Raw genomic sequence first — 21209 nt, forward strand, 5'->3', positions numbered from 1 at the left:
CCCTTCTTTGATTGGGGTGGTAAGATTTGCACTGGTATGTTTCCGAAGGGACGGCGGCGGTGCTGGGCCTTCTCCCCGTGCGGCTGGACGAGGTGCCGACCACCGCTTACCTGATGACCGGAGAACACTGCGCCCGGGACTGCGCCTTCTGTGCCCAGGCCCGCTCCAGCCGGGGGCGGGCCCACCGCCTGTCCCGGGTGATCTGGCCTCCTTTTGCTGTTGCAGAGGTCCTGCCCCGCCTTGTTGATGCCTGCCGTGCCGGGCGGATTCGCCGGGTTTGCTTTCAGGTGGTGCACTCGGCAGGCTACTTCCAGCGGGTCCGGCAGGCCGTTGCCGCGGTGCGCCGGGAGGTGGACATCCCTTTGTGCGTTTCCGTCGGGCTGCAAACGGTGGAGGAGGTAGGGGAGCTGCTGGAGGAGGGGGTGGATGTGGTGGGCCTGCCCCTGGATGCGGCCACCCCGCAGCTCTACCGGGAGCTGAAAGGCGGCAGCTGGGAGCGGCACCTTCGCCTGCTGCAGGAAGCGGCGGCGCAGTTTCCGGGCCGGGTGGGCACACACCTGATCATCGGCCTGGGCGAAAGCGAGGAAGAGGCCATCCGGTTGATGGGGGAACTGCTGTCCTGCGGGGTGGGGGTGGCCCTCTTTGCTTTCACCCCGCTGCCGGGCACCAGGCTGGAGCATCACCGGCCTCCCGACCTGAGGACCTACCGGCGGATCCAGGCAGCCCATTACCTTTTGAAGCGGGGCCTGGTGCGGCCGGGCGGGATAAAATTTGAAGGCGGCAGGCTCGTGGACTGGGGCATTCCCCGGGAGGAACTGGCCCTATACCTGGCGGACGGCGAAGCTTTCCGCACCACGGGCTGCCCGGACTGCAACCGGCCCTACTACAACGAGCGGCCCGGAAAAACCCCCTACAACTATCCCCGTCCCCTCAACCCCCGGGAAGCCGGGGAGGCGGTAAAGCTGGTGCTGGAAGGGGGAAAATAAACGCAGCGGTTACACCGCTGCTTTTTTATCTGTGGATGATGGAGAATTGTGCCAAAGCAAGTGATCTGATGGTAGATTCGTCCTGTTTCTGGCAGGAGTGTGCGCATGCATGTCGAATAACTGCTATAGACTGGTAAAGCGAACCAGGCAACTTGAGATTATGGTATAAAGTTACTATTTTTATTGGTAGGTACGGCTCTGGCTGCACCGGCCGCCGGCGGTTAAGGTAAGAGAAGGGGGCGGGTATTCCTGCAGGTAAATGCCGTCACCCCGCAGGCAGCCTGCCCTTAGCCGGGATCAGGGGTGAGTTCCCGGAATGTTCCGGCAGCCGGAGCCGGCCTGCGCGGCGAAAGGTGGTTCGGATGAGCTATTCTCCCCTCTCCCCCGACAAAGGCAGCCGCCGTAACGGTATACTGGTAGCCACCCTGGGCGTGGAACCCCAGGTGGTGACCATCACGCTGGATCACCTGCTGTCAGGTGGAGAGGCCATTGTTGAAGTGGTGGTAATCTACACGGAAACCGCCAGGGTGCGGGAAGCCCTGGAAGTTATCGGGGAAGAGTTTCGGAAAGCGTCCTATCCGGGTATACGGCTGCGGGCCGTTCCCGTTTCTTCTGCGGACGGGCCCGTGGGGGATTTCTGTACCGATGAGGACCTGCGGGCTCTCCTGCGCACCCTGTACGGGGAAATCCGCCGCGCCCGCCAGGCGGGGGTTGTCCACCTCTGCATATCCGGCGGGCGCAAGGTTATGGGCATCCTGGGCATGGTGGTGGCCCAGCTCCTTTTCGGGCCGGAGGATCGGGTCTGGCACCTGATCACGGAAGGCTGGCAGCCCGGTTCCGAGCGCCGGCTGCATCTCTCCCCCGAAGATAAGGCCTGGCTGGTATCCGTGCCGGTTCTCCGCTGGAGTGAAGCCGGGGTGCTGATGCAGACCGTGGCCGAAATGAATGACCCTGCCGAAGTGGTGGCCTGGTACGAGAAACTCAGCCGGGCCAACCGGATCAAAAGGCAGCGGGAATTCATTGAGCGCTGGCTGACCCGTGCCGAAAGGGAGGTGGTCCGCCTGGCCTGCCGGGGCCTGGACAATGCCGCCATTGCCGCCGCCCTCTTCAAGCAGGAGCAGACGGTGGCCAACCAGCTGCGGGGAGTTTACGAAAAACTGCGGGACTGGCTGGGTTACCCTGACGGTAACGTGGACCGCAGCAAACTGATCGCCGAGTTTGCGCCATATTTTGCCCTGGTGGAGGGAAGTGAGAGTAAGTGAGGATAATTAATTTTTCTCATCCTTTGACGGAGCAGAATTTGCGGGAAATTGAAAACCTGACCGGGTGTCCGGTTTCAGAGGTGATTGAAGTACCCAGCCAGGTGGACCTGCAGAGCCCTCTGGAACCGCAGATTGCTTCCCGGCTGGACGAACTGGGGTTAAGCTCCCGGGATTGGCAGACCGAACCGCTGCTGCTCAACCTGCCCTCCCTGAACTGCAGTGCAGCCGTGGTTCTGGCCATCGTGCACGGGCGGATGGGCTATTTCCCACCCGTTCTGCGCCTGCGTCCCGATAATGACGGCCTGGTGCCGCGATTTACCGTCGCGGAGATATTAAACCTCCAGGCCATCCGCGAGCGGGCCCGGGGGAAGCGGTGAAAGGAGAGATTATGATTAGCAGACGGAGGTGATAAGAATTTGTCCCTAATCCACTGGCTAGAAGATGTTGGTAATCCTTTGGGTAAACCGGCACAGAAAAAGGAGGTGCCCTCGAAGGCCATCCTCTGGAGTCACCCGGTTACGGGTACGCAGTATTACCTTGATGTCTTCCAGGCTGGCGAAATAACCCGCCAGGGATTGGCTCTGGCCATGGCCCTTTTAAAAAAGAATGGGCCTGAATATGCCGCCGAAAAACTGTCGGATTTTTTTGCCCTGCGTGACATTTTTGTTAGGAAGAAATGGCTTGAGGATAATGGTTTTCAAACTGAGAATGGGGAGGTGGATAAGAGTCATGTCCCGCTGGCAGCTTTATGGCCGGAATTACCCTTTCCCGGTCAAATCTTTACAAGAACGGCCAGGAAAAGCACGCCGTTAGGATGGTTACGTGGTGAGGGGAAACCGTGCATACGCCTGGCTGATTTTTTATTGTTAAGAACGGGATTATTTCATGCCCTGGCGTCTGACCGGATTTCCGGGGAAGAATGGTGCACTCTTCGCCTGACCAGTCTCCTGGAGGGAAGCGATGTTTTTGCGCCGGAAAAAGAGCTGACCAACTTAAGGCCGGTTCCGGACACCCTCCGGTCAATTTACGAAACAGCATCATGGCTGGCCGGTTATTCAGATGAGTTTGAGATAGGACAAGAAATGGGACAATTGAAAGCAGATGTAATTGAAGGCGGGGCCTTTAAAATTAAGGAATACTATCTGGAAACAAACCGCATCAGCGAAATCCGCGGTGCAAGTGTGCTTCTGGATGGCATCAACCGCCGCCGTTATATCCAGATGTTTCGGGAATTACCCGGACTAACCACAGAGTCAATCGTCTACGCTGGCGGAGGGCACTTGATGGCGGTGGTGCCGGCGGGAAAAGGTGAAAAGGTAGCAGAGGAAATAGAGCGCGTTCACCGGGAGGTTTGTCTTACAGCCCGCGCTGTCGGGGTATCGCAAACAGTAACAGTGTCAGAACTTGGTAATAAATTAGATGAATTGCGGGAGTGTCTGGCTGAAAAAATGGCTGATCGTCGCAGTGTACTGGTACCAGCATGGGAAAAAGCCGAAGGGGTGATCGACCTCTACGAAAAAGAATTCCATCTGTCTGTGGAGCCAAACCTGCTACCGGCGAAGACAAAAGATATTTGTGACTCGTGCGGTATTCGTCCAGCCTACAGGCAGTGGCAATATGAAGATGAAAGCCGCGATCTATGCGCCTCCTGCCTGCGGAAACATATTGTGGGGCAGGATGCCAAAAAGTCTATTTTCCTGGAAGAATACCGGCAATTCTGGCAGGCCCGGGGAACAAAGGTGTATCTTAAAGTGGCTGGTGAAATTGATGAAATTGCCGACAGCAACAACGAAATCGCTGTAATTTATGCAGATGGCAACAATTTCGGGCCCCTTTTTGGCCGGTGCAAATCCCTGCCGGAATTGCGTCTGTTAAGCCAGTTCAGTGAAAACGCGGCCTATACAGCCGTTTTTACAGCCCTCAAAGAAAAACATGTATTACTGGAAGGACGGGCAGTAGAAATCATTGCCCTGGGCGGAGATGATATCTTTCTGCTCGTTCCGGCCCGGGCGGCACTACCCCTGGCCGTTACTATAGGAGAGTATTTTGACCGATTGTTCGAGAATCTCTCGACTGGCAAGGCTGGTCCCACCCTTTCTTTAGGAGTGGTTATTGCCGGGGCCAAAACGCCGGTGCGCTACATCTTCGAGATGGCCCAGGGACTCCTTAAAGAAGCGAAAAAACGCATCTATAAGGCCGGGGGAAAAGCCCGGGAAGGCACTCTGGATGTAGCTGTACTGGCCTCCTACGCCACCTATCAGGACCATATCGTTTATTACCGCCAGAGCACTCTGGTAAAGGAAGAAGGTATATATTTCGAGCCGGGTAACCGTAAACAAGATCCAGGAGCGGGGGCGGTTAAAACCCTTTTAACGCTGCGTCCCTATACTTTCACTGAGGCACGGCGCTTTCTGGAGGCGGTTAATCTGCTTCAAACAACCCCGTCTACCCGGGCACCGGGCCGGAGCTGGTTTTACGGGTTGCGGGTGGCGGCAGAAAAGTACGGGAGACAGGTGGCGGAGCTCTTTTTCCGCTATCAATATGCCCGCCTGAGCGAAGAACAGCGCGAGACATTGAAAAAGTCCTGGGAGATCATAACGGGGGCAAATTGTGAACCCGGGATGTTTTTCTCCAGTGAGGAACGGGGAAAAGATAGGTATTACTGTCCGTGGCTGGATGTGGTGGAACTCTGGAACTATGTCGGTGCGGAAGGTGATGTCCGGTGAGCCTGGCCAAAGTATGCCTTACTTACCGGCTGGAGTTTATTACGCCGGTACATGTGGGGGCGGGAACAGGGGGGCGTGGTTTCCTGGATAAGTATTTATACCGCGAACGGGATTATAACCGGGAAAAGGATTACCCGGTCATTCCCGGATCAACCATTAAGGGACGACTCCGGGCTGCCATTACCGCTCTGGTTCAAGCCCGGGTTTACGGCCCGGAGGAGGTTTGCCGGGAAACCGGGGATTGCTCCTGTCTGGTCTGTCTGATTTTCGGTCAAAAAGGTAATCGCCGGGGACATCTCTACTTTGAGGACGCTCGTCCCGGTGATAGCGAGATCGAACGGTTGGTCAGCGTACGTTCCGGGATTGCCATTGACCGTTACCGGCGGGTAGCCCGTGACAACGCCCTTTATACCGTGGAAACAGTTGGGGGAAGAAACGTGGTTTTTCAGGGCCAAATATGGGGATGGGTTCCGGAAGAAAAACAGCAAAAAATCGTGGCGGCGCTTAAGGATGCTTTTGCTTTTAACTACGCCCTGGGATTCGGGAAGAGCAGGGGCCTGGGCTGGTTTAGGGTTCAGGTTGTGGAGGAGGAATGCGAAAAATGAGGTACGCCGTAACCCTGAATTTGATGTCGCCCGCCCTGATCGGTGACCGGCGTGAACCTTCGGCTTACTTCCTTCCTTCCCGCGACTTCATTCCCGGCGGGGTACTGCGGGCTGCCCTGGCACGGGTAATTACCGAGAGCTGTCCCTATTATTCTGAGACAAAGGGATATAACTGGGTGCACTTTGCCGCAGAGCCAGATTGTGCTACCTGCATATGGCGCGGCTTTTGTGCCTCATTCGAACGCGTACGCTTCAGCCATTTATATAAGGACGGTGCACGGGTTGCGCCGCTCACAGCTTACCGCTGCAAATTTAATTCCAACCACCCCATTTTCGACACCCTGCTTGCATCCGGGGGGCGCCGCTGTCCCGAGTGCAAGAATCGCGTTGAACGCGTTTCGGGATACCTGGATGAGGAAAACCATAATGTAGCGCTAAATCGCCGCCTGATAATGCGCCTGGCCGTCGATCCATACCGTGGTGTAGCCATGGATCGCCAGCTTTACGCTCTCCGCGTACTGGATGCAGGCCAAACTTTCCAGGGCTGGCTGGATATTCCCGCTACTATTCCAATTTCAGAAACAGTTGAACTCCGCCTGGGGGCAAAAACAACCGTAGGATTAGGGCGGGCTGTTGTCCATTTTAAGCAGTTTGAGGAGCCAGGTCCGGATGCCATGAGACAACGTATTGAAAGGTTTCAACAAATTATCAGTCAATTAGGTGAATATCAACCGGACTGTACATATTTTTCTCTCACCCTGCTCTCCGACACCCTGCCGGATACGGAGTTGATACCGGCAACCGGGTGGGTTCCCACGCCGTACCTGCGGCAGGAATTGGCCCGGGCCGTTTTTCTGCCACCGCTGGGATCGGCCGGTGCCGGGGTGGAAGTTACCAGAGCCGTCGCCGATTTTAAGGTTTACGGGGGGTACAGCACGGCGGTGAAGGGTGACGGGCGGCAAAGGGCGAGGCTTTACATCACCGCCGGAAGTGTTTTCCTTTGCCGGGTGCGCGGCAGGTTAAATGATGGGCTCCTGCAGGCCCTTTTCCATCTCGAAAAACAGGGTGTGGGATTGAAGACCGAAGACGGCTACGGTGCGCTGTGCGTCTGCGATAAATTTCACCTGGTTAATGGAGGGGTGAGCGATGAAGGCTAGTGAAACGCAAATAACGGATTTCGTGCTCGAGCGGGCCAGGAAAAAAGATCTCGATGAACTGAAGGAAGAGCTGGCGAGAAGGGCAGCAGACTTCTTGAAGGAAAGTAAGCCCAAACCCAAAGAAATCGGGGACAAGCAGATTAAAAACCTAGTCGCCATGGCCCAGATGGCCGCTACACCCCTGGAAATTAAAGCCTTTATCGAATACCAGATGGGACGTGACTCCAGCGGGCAAGGTTGGGCGGCAGAGTTCAATGGAAAGCCTTTTGGCAAAGCCCTCATCGAGGAGATTGAGGAAGTAGAGAAACTGGCCCGGGACAGGCTAAAGGATAGCAACCGCACTGCCGATAGGCGTTTTGTCCTCCTGTGCCTGGCACATTTTTTCGGCTATTTAAGCTGGCGGGTTAAGTACCTGGAGTACCTTTTAAAAGAAAAAAGCCCGGGAAAAAACCGGCGTACCGGGGGTGAACGTGATGACGGCAACCGTTAGCTTTCTTTACGACACCTTCTATAACCGGCGGCGTATTACCGGGCGTTTGATAACCTTAACCCCCTTGCGCATAGGGAGCGGGGAGGCCGTGCCCGACCCCACTGCCATCGACAACCCGGTCATCCGCGATGCTTACGGGCGTCCATTTATCCCGGGTTCCTCATTCAAAGGAGTGTGGCGGAGTTTTGCCGAACAGGTTTTGGGCCGACGTGAAGACGGCACCCGGGGGTGCTGTGATCCTCTAAGTGAACCTTGCTTGTCCAACGAAACGATCAAACAACTAAAGAAAAAGTATAAGGAACGGCGGCAGCTGGCTATAGAGATTTATACTGAGCTCTGCCCTGCATGTCGTATTTTCGGCAGCTCACACTTTGCCGGCCGCTTACGGATCAGGGATCTGATCCTTGATGGGTCCACCTGGCCGGGTTATTGCGAAGTACGTCCCGGTGTCGCCATTGACCGGGATACACGTACCGCTTACACGAAACGAAAATACGAGATCGAGGCAGTGCCGGCCGGAACAACTTTTATTTTCGAAGCAATTGTTGAAAACGCCAGCGATGAGGAGTGGCGGGATATACTTCTGTCGCTGTTGCCCTTCTCCCGGGGTGAACTTCCCCTGGGTGGTTGCACCGGCCGTGGACTGGGCCGGGTGCGCCTGGAAAATATACAGGTGGCTTCGGTTACGGCAACCAACCTGCGTGAATTCCTGACCCTTGGCTGGAACGGTATTTCGGCTGTGGATCTGCAAAATGCCTGTCGCGAAGCGGGGCTGGTCATGGGGGGTGCTATGGGTGTTTAAAAACCTTCGTAACGAGGCGCGTATCTTTTTCTGGTTACATACTGCCGGGCCGCTTTTGATTAAAGGTCCGGATCAGCCGGGACTTGATCCCCTGCTGCCGGATATGCGTTTTATCCGGGCCTGGCATAATGGTCGAGAAGTGCCCTATATTCCCGGTTCCAGCCTCAAGGGCGTTTTGCGCAGCCGGGCGGAACAGGTAATCCGGGCGCTGGCACCGGAAGGGATGACTATTCCCGACCCCTTCCAGCAAGGACGCGATAAAGAGATGAAAGACAAGCCCGGTTGTTACCGCTATTATGCTTCGGATCCCGTAACGCAGCTCTTCGGGCAGACTTACCTGGCAGGGCGCCTGCGCTGTGCCGACGCCTTTCCGGTAGAGAATAAGCCTCTAATATTGAATGAACGGAACCACGTGGCTATCAACCGGATTACCGGAGCCACGCAGGGAAAGGCGCTTTTTAATCCGGAAGTGGTCGAAGAGGGGACTTTTGCCGCTGAAATCAGCCTGACCAACTTTGCGGTCTGGCAGCTCAAGCTGCTGGGTTTATTGCTGCAGGACCTGGACGATGGTTTTCTTCTGCTCGGGGGCGGCACCACCCGGGGCTACGGCCGGGTGCGTGTTGAAAACGCCCGGGTGCTGGTACGGGATTACCGTCATGATCCACCTGCAGAAATACTGCGTGGATATGAAAGCGATGATGTTGTAACACTTTCTGGTTGTCATTATAACAGCATGGGTTATTGCTGGGAGGTTACCTTTGACGGTTTTAAGTGGCTACTGGAACTTGAAGTTGACCTGGCGGACACCTTAAAGAAGCTACACCGCAAACAAAGAGAAGTGCAGCAAAAGCGGGTGAATCATGGTGGCTAAAGGAAACGGAACCCTGCTGCGAAACAAGCCTTATACTTTTGTACCCATCCTGCCGGTGCGCCCGGAAGATCGGCGCGAAATTGTGCCCCATGACCGGATTGATCTCCACCGGCTGACCGGACGGCTGGTTCTGGAGCTTGAGGTTATTACTCCGCTGCATATTGGCAGCGGCTCTTACCGGCTTAATGAAGGGCAGATAGTAAGTGCCCTTATGCGTCGAGATCAGGTCCCGGTTATTCCGGGTTCTTCTCTGAAAGGTGTGGTCAGGAGCCTGGCCGAGGCAGCATCACGGAGTTGCCTGTTTCAAGCAGATAAGTTCAACCAGAAAATACAGGCCGCTATTCCGCAGGGAAACCGGCAGCCGTGCAGCGAAAAGGCTGCCTGCATCACCTGCCGGCTTTTCGGTTTTGTTCAAAAGAAAAAGGGTTATCGGGGACGGGTGGTTTTTGGTGAATTTACGCCCTGCGAAGAAACGAAATGGGTTGTTGCAAAGCTGCCTCCACTGGAACAACCGTTTAAAGATTACCCCCGTACGCAGGAAAACCGGGGTTGTGGTAACGAACGCCTCTACTATTGCCAGTTGTACAGGGTCATTGGTTGCGGCGGACCGGTACATTGTTTAGATTGTACCAAGGAGGAGTGGCTGCGCTGGCGGAGCGGTTTAAAAGGCCGGTCACCAGCCCCTGCTTTTCGCGGGCGCAAGTTTTATCTTCAAGGGGAGCCCCGCCAGGGAAACCAGCCCCACGAGGTTATCCCGCCCGGCAGCCGCTTCCAGGGCGAAGTAACCTTTCATAACCTCGACCGGGAAGAGCTGGCCCTTCTTTGTTTTGCCCTCGGCCTGGACGGTGATATCCGCCTGGGCATCGGCTACGGGAAACCTGCTTACTTCGGGACGGTTCGGCTCAGTTTACGACAGGTGCGCTGGTATACACGGGAATATCTCCCAACAAAAGCGGTGGAGCTGGATCTCGTAGAACTGGCGCGCAACTACGGCAGCAACGACCTGGATGTAGCCAGGAACGTCGCCCTGCTGCGGGAGATTCTCTCCGGCAAGCGCCGCGGCCCGGCGTGGGGTACGGAGGGATATTAGCAGAAGGGCAAAAGGAGGTTCGTGTCCAGATGGCCCTGGATAAAGAACGTCTTTTGGAGCTGGCTTACCAGCTTATCAGAGAGCCGGGTTGGTCCGGCGGTGGCCAGAAACCAGGCAGCAGTGCCATTGGAACGGTGGCTGAGATCTTTCGAGAATTTAGCTGCAGGCCGGCGAAGGAAGACCGCCTGCGTCAGGCGCTATCTGTTATTGAACGACTGCCGGAAAGCCCGCTGGCGCGCACCAGGAGTATGCGTGTTCAATACCGTGGGATTGTTCAAGCCCTGGGCGTACGAAATGGTCAGGTCAAGCATCCGGTACTAAAAAACCTTTCTTTTGAAGAACTGGCCTATGTAATCGGGTGGGTCGCCCGGTTGCACCGGTCATTAACCGGTTCGGTTACAGACCTGCCGGAAGGTGTGACACCGGGGCGTAAATCGTGGAAAGATCCTGCCGGCAGGCAAAGCCGGCCGGAAAACGCCAGCTTCGAGAAATCCGGTCAACCCGGCAAAACATCTCCAGGGGAAAAGAAATACAGTGATGCTGATGATATCGACCCGAGGCTGGCCGTGCTAAAAAACTGGCCCGGTTTTAAAAATGAAACCACACGGAAACCGAAATCTTAGTGTTAAGTGAATTACTTGAAAAAACGCCGCCAAGATTGCCCGTATCAAAGAAATTCTGGAGGGCGGGGAGGGATATTAACTTGCCTGAGCTGATTCTTTCCACCGTGGGGACCAGCCTGCTGACCAACTATGTAAACAAGCAAAGTGATCGGGATTTGAAGTCGCTTTTTATTACCACGGCCAACATGGTTGAAAAAGAGCTGTCCCCTTACCAGAAAGATGTGATTGACAGGGTGGTGGCAGAAGTCGCTGAGGTACTTGAAAGTGCCGGTTTTGAAGAAATGCGGCAGTTGTGTGCCGAGCTTAACGGCCTGCTGGGTTATTACGGCCGGGATATTTATTCCGGGGATTTCGGCAGGGACCATCACGTCCTGGTGGCCACTGATACTTACCAGGGTCATGCAGCAGCGCGTTTGCTTGCTGAACATTTAAAAAGGCTCGGGTTCAACTCCGTGGAGCTTATGGTTCCACCCAGGCTCAGCACCAGGGACTGCTCCAGTTTTACCCTGGGCATAAATGAGGTGGTCAGGTGGTGTGAAGAAACCCTGCCGGGTTACCGCCAGAGCCGTTACCGGATAATTTTCAACCTGGTGGGTGGGTTTAAGAGCCTGCAGGGCTATATGAACACCCTCGGGATGTTCTATGCCGACGAAATTATCTACATTTTCGAAGCACCAACAGCGGATCTCATTCGCATTCCCCGCCTGCCGGTGGTCATGGATGAAATTCCCGTGCTCCGGGAGAAGGCTGTTCTTTTTGCCCTCATGGAAAACGGTTATATCGCCGGGAAGGAAGAGATCCGGGGCATTCCGGAAATCTATCTGGAATCCGATGAGCAGGGCGGTTACACCCTCAGCACGTGGGGATTGCTGATCTGGAAGAGGAATAAACAGAAAATCCTGGGCGGTGAATTGCTGGCGTTTCCGTCCCTGGCCTACGAAAGATCCTTTGAAAAGGATTTCCAGGCCATTACAGACAGTGCCCGCAGGGCAGATATACAAACAACGCTGGCTAAAGTGTCCCTTCTTTACCGTGAAAACGGCCTGGCAGGGTTGCGCAGGGACGGGGGGCTGAAATATAAGGACTACGAGAACGTTAGAGACTCATCTGGGAAAAATATTGGCCACTTCCGGATTAACCTGCAGTGGCGTATCTCCTGTGTTGCCGATGGCGGGAACCTCCGCCTGCGTCACGTTGGCCCCCATGAGGTAAATGATAACCCGTGAAATACAGGTGGAAATAAGAGAGCGAGGAATGAATATATGCAACTCACCATCTTTTTCTCCGCCCCCGGGCCGGTGGCCTTACCCGTTCAGTACGGGCACCTGCTCCAGGGGCTGATCTACCGCCAGATGGATAACCCGGTGCTCAGGAGCTACCTGCACGAGCACGGCTTTGTCCTGGAGAAACGGCGGTTCAAGCTTTTCACCTTTTCCCGCTTGATGGGCAGGGCGGCCCGTTTTGACCGGTCCAGCGGGTCCATAGTGCTTGATCCCCCCCTGCGCCTGGTCATTTGTTCGCCCATTCCCTTCATCCTGCAGGAACTGGGTACCGGTTTCCTGCGGCAGGGCAGGGTGCACCTGGGCGGTGTCCCGCTGGAGGTGAAAGAAATGGCCACCGCCGCCCCCCGCGTTACCGGCCGGAGCATCCGCGTGCGCATGCTCTCCCCCGTGGTGGTTTACAGCACGTTTAGCGGCGAGGGGCGGAAATATACCTATTATTACTCGCCCTTTGAGCCGCGCTTCAGCGAGCTGGTGGCCGGTAACCTGGCCAAAAAGCATCTCCTGGTCCACGGCCGCCGGGCTTCCACGGATGGGTTTGCCATCCGGCCGCTGCGGGTGGAGGACCGGGATCTGAAGGTTACCTACTACAAGGAAACGGTGATCAAGGGCTGGATGGGGGAATACGAACTCTCCGGCGACCCGGACCTTTTGCAGCTGGCCCTGGATACCGGCCTGGGGTCGAAAAATTCCCAGGGCTACGGGTGCTGCTCGTTAATTATTTAGTAATACGTTACCAATAAAAATGTTAGGCGGCGCTCTCGCCGGAGTCAGGATAATGGGATAATCTTGAACAGGGAAAGACAAAAAGTGGTCAGCCCCTCATGGTATGCTGTTTTAAGAAGAAAAAACAGGAGGTGATTGTCCTGCTGGAAGCTGTTGCGCTTGTGGGCAGAACCCTGGCCCGGGACGGCGACCCCATAGAGGACCTGGTTCTGCCCCCTCCCAGACCATCCAGGGGGGATAAGCAGTATCTCGTAGGGTTGAACTTTCTGATGGCCGGGACAAAGCGGGGACTGTCGGCCGATATGGTGGAAATAGATCCCGCCGTGCTTTCCCGGTACCGGTGGGTGGGGAATAACGTTGGCAACCGGCCGCAGTTCTTCCTGACCACGGATAAACTTGAGTACCTGGCGGGTCCGGCCCTGCCCAACCTGCTGGCTGCCCTGCAGGGAATGGGCCGCCTGGAAACGGGCTTTCACCGGAAAATAGCATTTCTGGTGGAGACTTATTTCAGCACCCTTCCGGACGGGACTTATGTGCTGGATCCGGGAAAGATCGGCCTGGCTGAAAGGGACTTCCTGCAGCATGCGTGGGATGGCTCTTCCGGCAAGCCCCGGGAAAGGGCCAAAAAGGTCATCCAGGCGGCGGCCGGGGAACTGAAACGCCATCTGCTGGCGGAGCTGGAGCTGAAGACCCCGGAGGTGGTCCTGTGGTCGGTCCTCCTGGACGGTGAGATCCTGGCGGCCGACCCTTCCTATGCCGAAGTGGTATTGCAGAGCAAAGAGGGAGCGGCGGCGAAAGGAAGCAAAAAAAGCCTGCCGGGAGTTTGTTCCGTCTGCGGGCTGAAGAAAAATTCCGTGACCTTCGACCTTGCAGGGCTGGATTTCTTAAAATACTACATCACGGATAAAATTGGCTTTGCTTCCGGTGTCAGCGAACAGGGATTCACGCGCACCTTTCTCATCTGTGCCGACTGTTTGCGGGCACTCTTGCTGGCCGAAAAGTATGCCCGCCAGCACCTGAACCTGCGGGCCGGCCCGGTTAATTTTCTGGTCCTGCCTTCCTTCCTCATTGAGCAGGAAATCGGCCGGGAAGAGCTGGAAGGCTGGGCGGCAAAATTGCAGGCCCGGGTAGGTGCCCTGAGCAGCCTTAGCGGGTGGCTGGAGAGTATTGGCGGAAGGGGCGGTCTGGAAAAGGAACTGGAGGACTTCCTGCTGGAACTGCCCTACGATAACCTGGCGCTGTTAAATTTTCTTTTTTACCAGAAGAGCCAGAGCGAATTCCGGGTCCTGGCCCTGGTGAAGGATGTGGCCCCCAGCCGGATTACACATCTCTTGCGCCACAGTTACCGGGTGGCAACAAAGGGGGAAGCCCTGCTGGGTGCCGACCGGGCCTGGTGGCTGGATCTCACCCGCATCTATCAGCTCATACCCATCAGCGAGGGCAGGCGGGGAGTGGAACATAAAAAGCTGCTTTACATTTATGAAGCCCTGCTGGACCAGCGGCCGGTGAGTTACCATTTTCTAGTGGAACAGTTTGTAGCCCTGGCCGCCATTTACCACACGGGCGGCTTCACAGGCACCAATATTCATCCCCCGGCACCGGGGTATGAGGAACTGGAGATGGGGCACCGCATGCTCCAGGCCAATTTGCTCCTGATGTTCATGAGGGAGGAGCAGCTTTTGGAAGGAGGTATGTCCTTGAACGGAGCGCCGGAACTGGAAGGTTTGAGCGGGGAAATGCAGGATTACCTGCGGGAAATGAAGTACGGGGAGCCGGCCACGGCCCTGTTTCTCCTTGGTTATCTGATGAACCAGATCGGGCGGAGGCAGGCGGAGGCGGGTTACAGGCAGAAACCTGTCCTGGAAAAGATCAATTACGCCGGCATGCCCTGGGGCAAGGTAATGCAGTTGACCAATATTGTTTTCAGCCAGCTGAGGCAGTACGACATCCTGCGTTACAATGAAGGGCTTTTCGCCACCATGAAAAGATTGCTGGACGCCCACCGGAAAAAGTGGCCCCTTTCTCCCCAGGAGAATGTCTTTTTCATTCTCTCCGGTTATGCCTACGCCAGCCGGGCGGCCATCAAAGCAAGGGAAGAAAATGCCAGTGAAAATAACGCCAGTGCATGAAGGGGGAGTATATGAATGGGCGGAGTGATTAAACAAAACGGGGAAATCCTGTTCCTGTATGATGCCAAAATGTGTAATCCCAACGGGGACCCGGACGATGAAAACCGGCCGCGCTTGGACACCGACCGGGAGCGCTGCCTGGTTTCGGATGTGCGGCTGAAACGGTATATCCGGGACTACCTGCAGGAAAAGGGCCATACCATCTACGTTACCAGGGCCGAGGGCCTGGTGGATGCGACGGAGCGCTTGAAAAAGCTGCTGAACAAGGATGATCCGACCGGTGCCGATCTGCCCGTATTGTTGAAAAAATTAATTGATGTCCGTTTGTTTGGGGCGACCATGCCCATCAAGGGAGACCGGCGGGGCGGAGGTGAAGCGGTTAATCTGACCGGTCCGGTGCAGTTTACCTGGGGCTATTCCCTGAACAGGGTGCAGCTGGTGGATTCGGTGACCATTTCCTCCCAGTTTGCCACCCGTGAAGGGGCGCGGCAGGGAACATTCGGCAAGGACTACCGGCTGTATTACGCTCTCATCGGTTTCCACGGGGTGATCAGTGCCCGGCGGGCCGGGGCGGTGCTGGCCAGGGCCGGGGGTGATGAAGAGGCGGCCACCAGTGAAGCCGATCTGGCTCTCCTGGACGAAGCCATGCTCAAGGCCATTCCCCTGCTGGCCACCCGCTCCAAGATCGGCCAGTACCCCCGGCTGTACCTCCGTTTTGTTTTTACGGATGGCGAAACTTTCATGGGCGACCTGCGGGAGGATCTGCGCCTGGAGCCGGATAGCGGCCTGCGCGCCGTAAAAGACTTCGCCCTGGAAATTGGCGGCCTGGTCGGCCGCCTGGAACGGGTGCAGGAGCGCGTTGAGCGGGTGTATATCTGGCAGGATACGGACCTGCGCACCGTTCTGGATGGGGAGGAGGTTTCCCTGGCCGCATGGATGGGCGATTTACTGGGTCCCGACAGGGTAGAGATTATAGAGGGGATCTGATATCTTGAAGCGGGTACTCATTTTTGACCTCACCGGTCCGATGGCCCACTTTCGCAAGTATTATACCAACTCCTCATCCCTGACCTACGGTTTCCCGCCGCGCACCGTGTTGATGGGTGTGGTGGCAGCTATTCTGGGATACGAGCGGGACTCGTACTATGAGCTGCTTGACCGGGGGCGCTTTGCGGTAGCCCTGAAGGTGCCCGTGCGGCGGCTGATACAGACGGTTAATTACGTGCGGACCAAAAAGGAGGACCTCACCGAATTAAGGCGCCTGGGCCGGGTGCGGGGAACCCAGACGCCGGTGGAATTTCTTTTGCCCGGGGACAACCACCGCAGGTTACGCTTCCGCGTCTTCTTTTCCCACCCGGATGCCGGGCTGGTGGAGGAGGCTGCTGCCCGCCTGCGGGAAAACAGGACGTGTTATCCCCTGTACCTGGGGCTGACCGAGTGTATTGCCGCGGGGGAGTTTGTGGCCCTGGCCGGTTCGGGGGATTATGATGTTCTCCCGGCGGGAAGGGCAATTGAGCTTTCTTCGGTTCTCAATGCCGGCCTGCTGCAGGAAATCCTGCTGGCCGGAGAAGCGTCGTTCCGCCGCCTGGTCCGGGAGCGGGCGCCCCACAGTTTCGGGCCGGGGCGCGCCTTGCGCCCACCGGTATCGGTTGTCTACGAAGCCCGGGCACAATCTATAAACGTGCGCTTGACTGTACCCGCCTGCCGTTTCACTCTCCGTGACAACGTGGTGGAAACGGCGGCTTTTCTGGAGGGATAGAATGCCATACTACGCCCATAAAGATGGCCGGCGCTATCATCTTTTGAGCGTGCACCTGGCCCGGGTGGCGGCAGGAGCCGCCGCCCGGGTGCAGTCCCTGCCGGGCCGGCGGGAACTTGTACCGGCGGCGGTGCTGGCCGGTTTGACCCATGATTTCGGCAAGTACACCACTTATTTTCAGCGCTACCTGCGGCAGGGGCAGGGCGGCCCGGCCAAACAGCACGCCTTTATTTCGGGTCTCTGGGCGGCTCACCTGGCCGGCCGGCTTGATCTTCCCGCCTCACTGCGGCTGGCGGTTTTTCTGGCCGTAATCCGTCATCACCAGGAGCTGGCCGCCCCCGATGAGTTCCTGGTATCCCCGCGGGAATTATCCCTGCCCTCCTGGGATGAACTTGACCCGGCAACCGGGGGGCGATTGCGCGTGATTAAAGACCAGGTGGCCGACCTGCGCAGCCAGGCGGGTGCGATAGCCGGCTCTTTATTCTGGGCTGCCAGGCGGGCTGCGCTGTTCCTGGACGGGCAGGGCCTGGAGGTGCCTCCCTGGCTGGAGATGGACTGGTCCGGGGCATTAGAGGAATTCCTTGACCGGTGGACAGTCGCCTATGGAGAGCTTTACGGTCAATGGCGAAAGCTGAAGCGCCGGGCTGATAAGGACCTGAAGAACTACTTCGAGCTTTTAAGTCTCTTTTCCGCCCTCATTGATGCGGATAAAATTCATGCCGCGGGTGTGGAAGAAAATAAACGGGCCGTTATTCCCGCCGGAGAGGAACTGGTGGAACGTTACCGTGCGGCCAGGTTCACCACGCCCCGGACGGCCATGGAAATGTTGCGGGAAAACCTCTACCGGAATGTTTCGGCCAGGATAAAGGAAGCCCCGCCGGAGCAGAAAATTTTTACCATCACCGCTCCAACCGGCTCCGGGAAGACGCTGGCCGGAATGCAGGCCGCTTTTTACCTGCGCCACCGATTGGCCTCCGCCTCCGGCTTGCCGCCCCGCATTATATACGCCCTGCCCTTTACCAGTATCATTGACCAGACCCATGGTGTTTGTGAGGAGGTAATGCGGGCGGCTCCTGGTTTTACCGGTGCCCGCGTTCCCACCTCCTGGCTCTTAAAACACCATCACCTGGCGGAAATTGACTACCGGCAAGAAGATGACGGGGGTATAAGACCCCTGGATGAAGCGCTCATGCTTATCGAAAGCTGGCAGAGCGAGATGGTGATTACCACCTTTGTGCAGCTTTTTCATACATTAATTGGCTATGAAAACAGGATGCTGAAGAAATTTTGCCGGCTGGGAGGGGCCATCCTCATTCTGGACGAGGTGCAGAATATTCCGGTGGAATACTGGCCTCTGGTGGAAGAAACCCTGCGCCGGGCGTGCGAGCAACTGGACCTGCGGCTCATCCTTATGACGGCCACCCGCCCGGAGTGGTTCGGTGAGCATGAAATCCTGGAACTGGCCGGGGATCCGGAAACCGTCCGGCAGCAATTCCGGGTTTTAAACCGGGTAAATGTTTTCACGGACATGATTCCGCTTACGGTGGAGCAGGCGGCGGCAGAATTCCTGCGCTGCTACCGTCCCGGACTTTCCTACCTGGTAGTCTTGAATACCATCAAAAGCTCCATATCCTTTTACACGGCCCTTGAGGAAGAGTGGGGCGGGAATGGGCCTCCCCTTTATTACCTTTCCACAAATATCGTTCCGGCGGAGCGGGAGCGGCGCCTGCAGGAAATACGTACCCGGCTGGCGCGGGGCGAAAAGCCGGTGCTGGTTTCCACCCAGGTGGTGGAGGCCGGTGTGGATCTTGATTTCGATGAAGTGTGGCGGGACCTGGGGCCGGTGGATTCGGTGGTTCAGGTGGCCGGGCGCTGCAACCGCCATTTTCAGCGGCCGCAGGCAAAAGTTCGCCTGCTACACCTGGTTGATCGGGCAGGTGATGGGGGCCGCTCCCTGGCTTCATATGTCTATGGCAAGATCCATACCCTGGCCGCCCGCCGGCTCTTTGCGGCCCGGCCCCGCCTTGAGGAACCGGACTTTTTTGATGCCGTGGACGATTACTTCCGTGCCGTGCGCCAGGGCAAATCCATGGCCGAAAGCCGGAGGCTGCTGGAGGCCATGGCGGGGTGGCGTTTCACCGGGGGAGAGGATGGCCCGTCCGTTAAGGATTTCGCCTTGATCCGGGATCTACCGCGCTATGTCCAGGTTTTCGTCTGTACGGATGCCGCGGCGGAAGAGGTATGGAACCGCTACCGGGCCACCGTGGCCTGCGAGCGGGACATAAGGCGCCGGCGGGAGGCCTTCCTCGCAATCAAAAGGGATTTCCTGCGCTACCTGATTTCCGTGCCGGCAGAACTCCTGCTGCACCGGTTGGGCGCCGAATCGCAGCCGCCGGTGATACCTGCTCACCTGCTCGAAGAGTTTTACGACGCCCGGACCGGTTTTAAGCGGATTATAGATGATGGTGCCCTTATCTTTTAGCCTGAAAGTGAGAGATGGCCGGCCACAGCCGGCAGTAACGGTTTTACCTGGTGGGTGGTGAAAAGGATGTGGCAGCGGATATCCGGGTGATCGGGAGTTACGTGCAGGCCATGATGATCTGCCCGCGGCAGGTCTGGCTCATGTCGCGGCAGATCTGCCCTGATGAGGATAACGTATACCTTGAGCTGGGCCGCCTGATAGGGTCACAGGCCTACGGTCGTGAACGAAAGGAAATACACCTGGGGCACCTGTGCCTGGACTTGGTGCGCCGCGGCGGGCGTGAATTTGTGGTAGGTGAAGTCAAGAAATCGTCCCGGGCCCGGGAGGCGGCCCGTATGCAGCTGGCCTTTTATCTTTACGAACTGCGGGAAATGGGAGTGGAGGCCGAAGGAGAACTCCTTTTTCCCGAGGAACGGCGGCGGGAGAGGGTGGTGCTGGATGCGAATCTGGCGCAGCAGGTGGAGGAGCTGAAGAAGCGCATCCTTGCCGTTATTTACCGGGATAAACCTCCGCCGCCACAAAAAATACCCTTTTGCTCCAAATGCGCTTATGCTGAATTGTGCTGGGCATAGAAGCGGCTTTGGTAAACTTACCTGCCTCCAGAAATTAAGGCGAACAGGTTCCTGTGAGGTGATTCCATGCAGAAAACCCTGTATCTGTTTGCCAGCGGCCGGCTGAAACGAAAAGATAACACCATCTGCGTGGAAAGTGAAGAGGGTACGAAATATTTCCCTGTGACCAGCCTGCGGGACATTGTTGTTTTTGGCGAGGTGGATTTGAATAAAAAGCTGCTGGAGTTCCTGCAGGAAAATGAAATCGTCCTGCACTTTTTCGGCCATTACGGTAATTATGTGGGAAGCTTTTATCCCCGGGAGCATTACAATTCCGGGTATATCATCCTCCGCCAGGCGGAACATTACCTGGATCCCGGCCTCCGCCTCAATCTGGCCCGGAAGTTTGTGGAAGGAGCCCTGTCCAATATCCTGCAGGTGCTGCGCTACTACCAGAACAGGGGGAAAGAGTTATCTGCGTACATAGAAGCCATTGCCAGCCTGGCGGAGGAACGACTGCCCTTTTGCGGCAGCGTGGAAGAACTCATGGCCATTGAAGGCAATGCCCGGGGTTATTATTACGACAGCTTTAACATTATCCTGGAGGGTGCGCCGTTTGTCATCAAGGGGCGCAGCAAACGGCCCCCTGCCGACCCCCTCAATGCTCTGATCAGCTTTGGTAACTCGCTGGTCTACACCAGGGTTCTTACCGAGATTTACAAGACTCACCTGGATCCGCGCATCGGTTATCTGCACGCCACGAACTTCCGCCGTTTTACCCTGAACCTGGATGTGGCAGAAATTTTTAAACCTATTTTTGCCGACCGGGTACTTTTTACTCTGGTGGGCAAAAAGATGATCGGTCCGGGTGATTTTGAACGCCACGGTGCGGCTGTCCTGCTTAAAGAAGCGGGCCGCCGCCTTTACGTCAAAGAACTGGAGGATAAGCTGCAGACCACCTTCCATCACCGGCGGCTCAAACGCAATGTCAGCTACCAGACCCTGATACGGCTGGAATTGTACAAGCTGGAGAAACATCTTATCGGAGAGGAAACATATGAACCTTTTGTAAGCCGCTGGTAACGGGCGTTCAACCTGCTGCTGGAAAGCCGATTCCATCGAAGAAAACCCCGGGTCGGGAACTGTGGAGAGGCCGGTATAATTCACATTGTTTGGCTTTTGAGCCAGGTGAGGCAGATGTATATCATTCTCGTTTATGATGTAAATGTTGCCCGCGTGGGAAAAGTATTAAAGATCGCCAGAAAATATCTGAACTGGGTGCAAAACTCGGTTCTGGAGGGTGAGCTGACCGAAGCAACCTTTCGCGCCCTGAAGTTCGATCTGGAGCGAATTATCAATCCGGAAGAGGATTCGCTCCTCTTTTATGTCCTGGGAAATCGGAAATACGCTAAAAGAGAGCTCATCGGGGTTAAAAAAGGTGGAGAGGAATGGATCTTTTAGCAGGAATTTTTGTCGTCGATGTCCAATAATGCAAAAAACGCTGGAGATCGACGACAACCCGCCAACAGGCGGAAAGCGGCTTGCAGAGCGGCATAAAGATAAATTAGGGCCGGTAGAACTCAGGAATAAAATTTCAACCGCTTTAAAAAGAGTCCTTATTTTATGCGCCACAAATGGTTCCGAGCCTACCTATGAGGGATTGAAACGAT

At 56.3% G+C, this 21209-nt stretch carries 21 protein-coding genes; all 21 read left to right on the forward strand.

Annotated elements, in window-relative coordinates:
- The first annotated feature begins 26 nt into the window (after positions 1 to 26).
- Positions 27 to 986 (forward strand): LipS2 family lipoyl synthase, encoded by a 960-nt coding sequence (gene lipS2, locus BUB44_RS10625; RefSeq protein ID WP_073166109.1) that lies wholly within the window; start codon positions 27 to 29, stop codon positions 984 to 986.
- A gap of 362 nt (positions 987 to 1348) precedes the next feature.
- Positions 1349 to 2248 carry a CRISPR-associated protein Csx14 gene (locus BUB44_RS10630; RefSeq protein WP_027357202.1) on the forward strand — a complete coding sequence of 300 codons (900 nt, stop codon included), beginning with the start codon at positions 1349 to 1351 and terminating at the stop codon, positions 2246 to 2248.
- Positions 2245 to 2625 (forward strand): CRISPR-associated protein Csx15, encoded by a 381-nt coding sequence (gene csx15, locus BUB44_RS10635; protein WP_073166112.1) that lies wholly within the window; start codon positions 2245 to 2247, stop codon positions 2623 to 2625. Before BUB44_RS10630 ends, csx15 begins: the two co-directional genes overlap by 4 nt.
- A 39-nt stretch (positions 2626 to 2664) precedes the next feature.
- Positions 2665 to 4974, forward strand: coding sequence for a Cas10/Cmr2 second palm domain-containing protein (locus BUB44_RS10640; protein ID WP_073166115.1), 2310 nt, complete (start codon positions 2665 to 2667; stop codon positions 4972 to 4974).
- Positions 4971 to 5579 (forward strand): RAMP superfamily CRISPR-associated protein, encoded by a 609-nt coding sequence (locus tag BUB44_RS10645; RefSeq protein WP_073166118.1) that lies wholly within the window; start codon positions 4971 to 4973, stop codon positions 5577 to 5579. The genes BUB44_RS10640 and BUB44_RS10645 overlap by 4 nt, the downstream gene beginning before the upstream one ends.
- Positions 5576 to 6736 (forward strand): hypothetical protein, encoded by a 1161-nt coding sequence (locus tag BUB44_RS10650; RefSeq protein WP_073166120.1) that lies wholly within the window; start codon positions 5576 to 5578, stop codon positions 6734 to 6736. The genes BUB44_RS10645 and BUB44_RS10650 overlap by 4 nt, the downstream gene beginning before the upstream one ends.
- Entirely contained in the window at positions 6726 to 7226 is a 501-nt protein-coding gene (locus BUB44_RS10655; RefSeq protein WP_073166123.1) for a hypothetical protein, read from the forward strand. Before BUB44_RS10650 ends, BUB44_RS10655 begins: the two co-directional genes overlap by 11 nt.
- Entirely contained in the window at positions 7210 to 8028 is an 819-nt protein-coding gene (gene csx7 / locus BUB44_RS10660; RefSeq protein WP_073166126.1) for a type III CRISPR-associated RAMP protein Csx7, read from the forward strand. Before BUB44_RS10655 ends, csx7 begins: the two co-directional genes overlap by 17 nt.
- Entirely contained in the window at positions 8021 to 8899 is an 879-nt protein-coding gene (locus tag BUB44_RS10665; RefSeq protein WP_073166129.1) for an RAMP superfamily CRISPR-associated protein, read from the forward strand. Before csx7 ends, BUB44_RS10665 begins: the two co-directional genes overlap by 8 nt.
- The gene (locus BUB44_RS10670) at positions 8889 to 9989 is read left to right on the forward strand and encodes an RAMP superfamily CRISPR-associated protein (RefSeq protein ID WP_073166132.1); all 1101 of its coding nucleotides are present in this window, start codon (positions 8889 to 8891) and stop codon (positions 9987 to 9989) included. The genes BUB44_RS10665 and BUB44_RS10670 overlap by 11 nt, the downstream gene beginning before the upstream one ends.
- A 29-nt stretch (positions 9990 to 10018) precedes the next feature.
- Entirely contained in the window at positions 10019 to 10612 is a 594-nt protein-coding gene (locus BUB44_RS10675) for a hypothetical protein (RefSeq protein ID WP_073166135.1), read from the forward strand.
- A gap of 80 nt (positions 10613 to 10692) precedes the next feature.
- Entirely contained in the window at positions 10693 to 11838 is a 1146-nt protein-coding gene (locus BUB44_RS10680; RefSeq protein ID WP_073166139.1) for a hypothetical protein, read from the forward strand.
- Between the two features lie 36 nt (positions 11839 to 11874).
- Positions 11875 to 12618, forward strand: coding sequence for a CRISPR-associated endoribonuclease Cas6 (cas6, locus tag BUB44_RS10685; RefSeq protein ID WP_073166142.1), 744 nt, complete (start codon positions 11875 to 11877; stop codon positions 12616 to 12618).
- 98 nt (positions 12619 to 12716) lie between these two features.
- A complete protein-coding gene (locus BUB44_RS10690; protein WP_083543204.1) occupies positions 12717 to 14747 on the forward strand; it encodes a TIGR02556 family CRISPR-associated protein in 2031 nt (676 codons plus the stop codon).
- Positions 14748 to 14762: 15 nt separating this feature from the next.
- Complete coding sequence (gene cas7b, locus BUB44_RS10695; protein WP_073166145.1) at positions 14763 to 15734, forward strand: type I-B CRISPR-associated protein Cas7/Csh2; 972 nt, start codon at positions 14763 to 14765, stop codon at positions 15732 to 15734.
- Positions 15735 to 15738: 4 nt separating this feature from the next.
- Positions 15739 to 16506 (forward strand): CRISPR-associated protein Cas5, encoded by a 768-nt coding sequence (gene cas5, locus BUB44_RS10700; RefSeq protein ID WP_073166147.1) that lies wholly within the window; start codon positions 15739 to 15741, stop codon positions 16504 to 16506.
- A 1-nt stretch (position 16507) separates the two neighbouring features.
- The gene (locus BUB44_RS10705) at positions 16508 to 18988 is read left to right on the forward strand and encodes a CRISPR-associated helicase/endonuclease Cas3 (protein ID WP_073166150.1); all 2481 of its coding nucleotides are present in this window, start codon (positions 16508 to 16510) and stop codon (positions 18986 to 18988) included.
- A gap of 68 nt (positions 18989 to 19056) precedes the next feature.
- Positions 19057 to 19560, forward strand: coding sequence for a CRISPR-associated protein Cas4 (gene cas4, locus BUB44_RS10710; RefSeq protein WP_027357216.1), 504 nt, complete (start codon positions 19057 to 19059; stop codon positions 19558 to 19560).
- A 66-nt stretch (positions 19561 to 19626) separates the two neighbouring features.
- Positions 19627 to 20622 (forward strand): type I-B CRISPR-associated endonuclease Cas1b, encoded by a 996-nt coding sequence (cas1b, locus tag BUB44_RS10715; RefSeq protein WP_073166153.1) that lies wholly within the window; start codon positions 19627 to 19629, stop codon positions 20620 to 20622.
- 114 nt (positions 20623 to 20736) lie between these two features.
- Positions 20737 to 21000 carry a CRISPR-associated endonuclease Cas2 gene (gene cas2, locus BUB44_RS10720; protein WP_027357218.1) on the forward strand — a complete coding sequence of 88 codons (264 nt, stop codon included), beginning with the start codon at positions 20737 to 20739 and terminating at the stop codon, positions 20998 to 21000.
- 28 nt (positions 21001 to 21028) lie between these two features.
- Positions 21029 to 21209 (forward strand): hypothetical protein (locus tag BUB44_RS15570; protein WP_207545650.1); only part of this gene is annotated, 181 nt, incomplete at its 3' end.

Origin of the sequence: Desulfofundulus australicus DSM 11792 (assembly GCF_900129285.1) — a bacterium.
In the GTDB taxonomy this organism is placed as follows: domain Bacteria; phylum Bacillota; class Desulfotomaculia; order Desulfotomaculales; family Desulfovirgulaceae; genus Desulfofundulus; species Desulfofundulus australicus.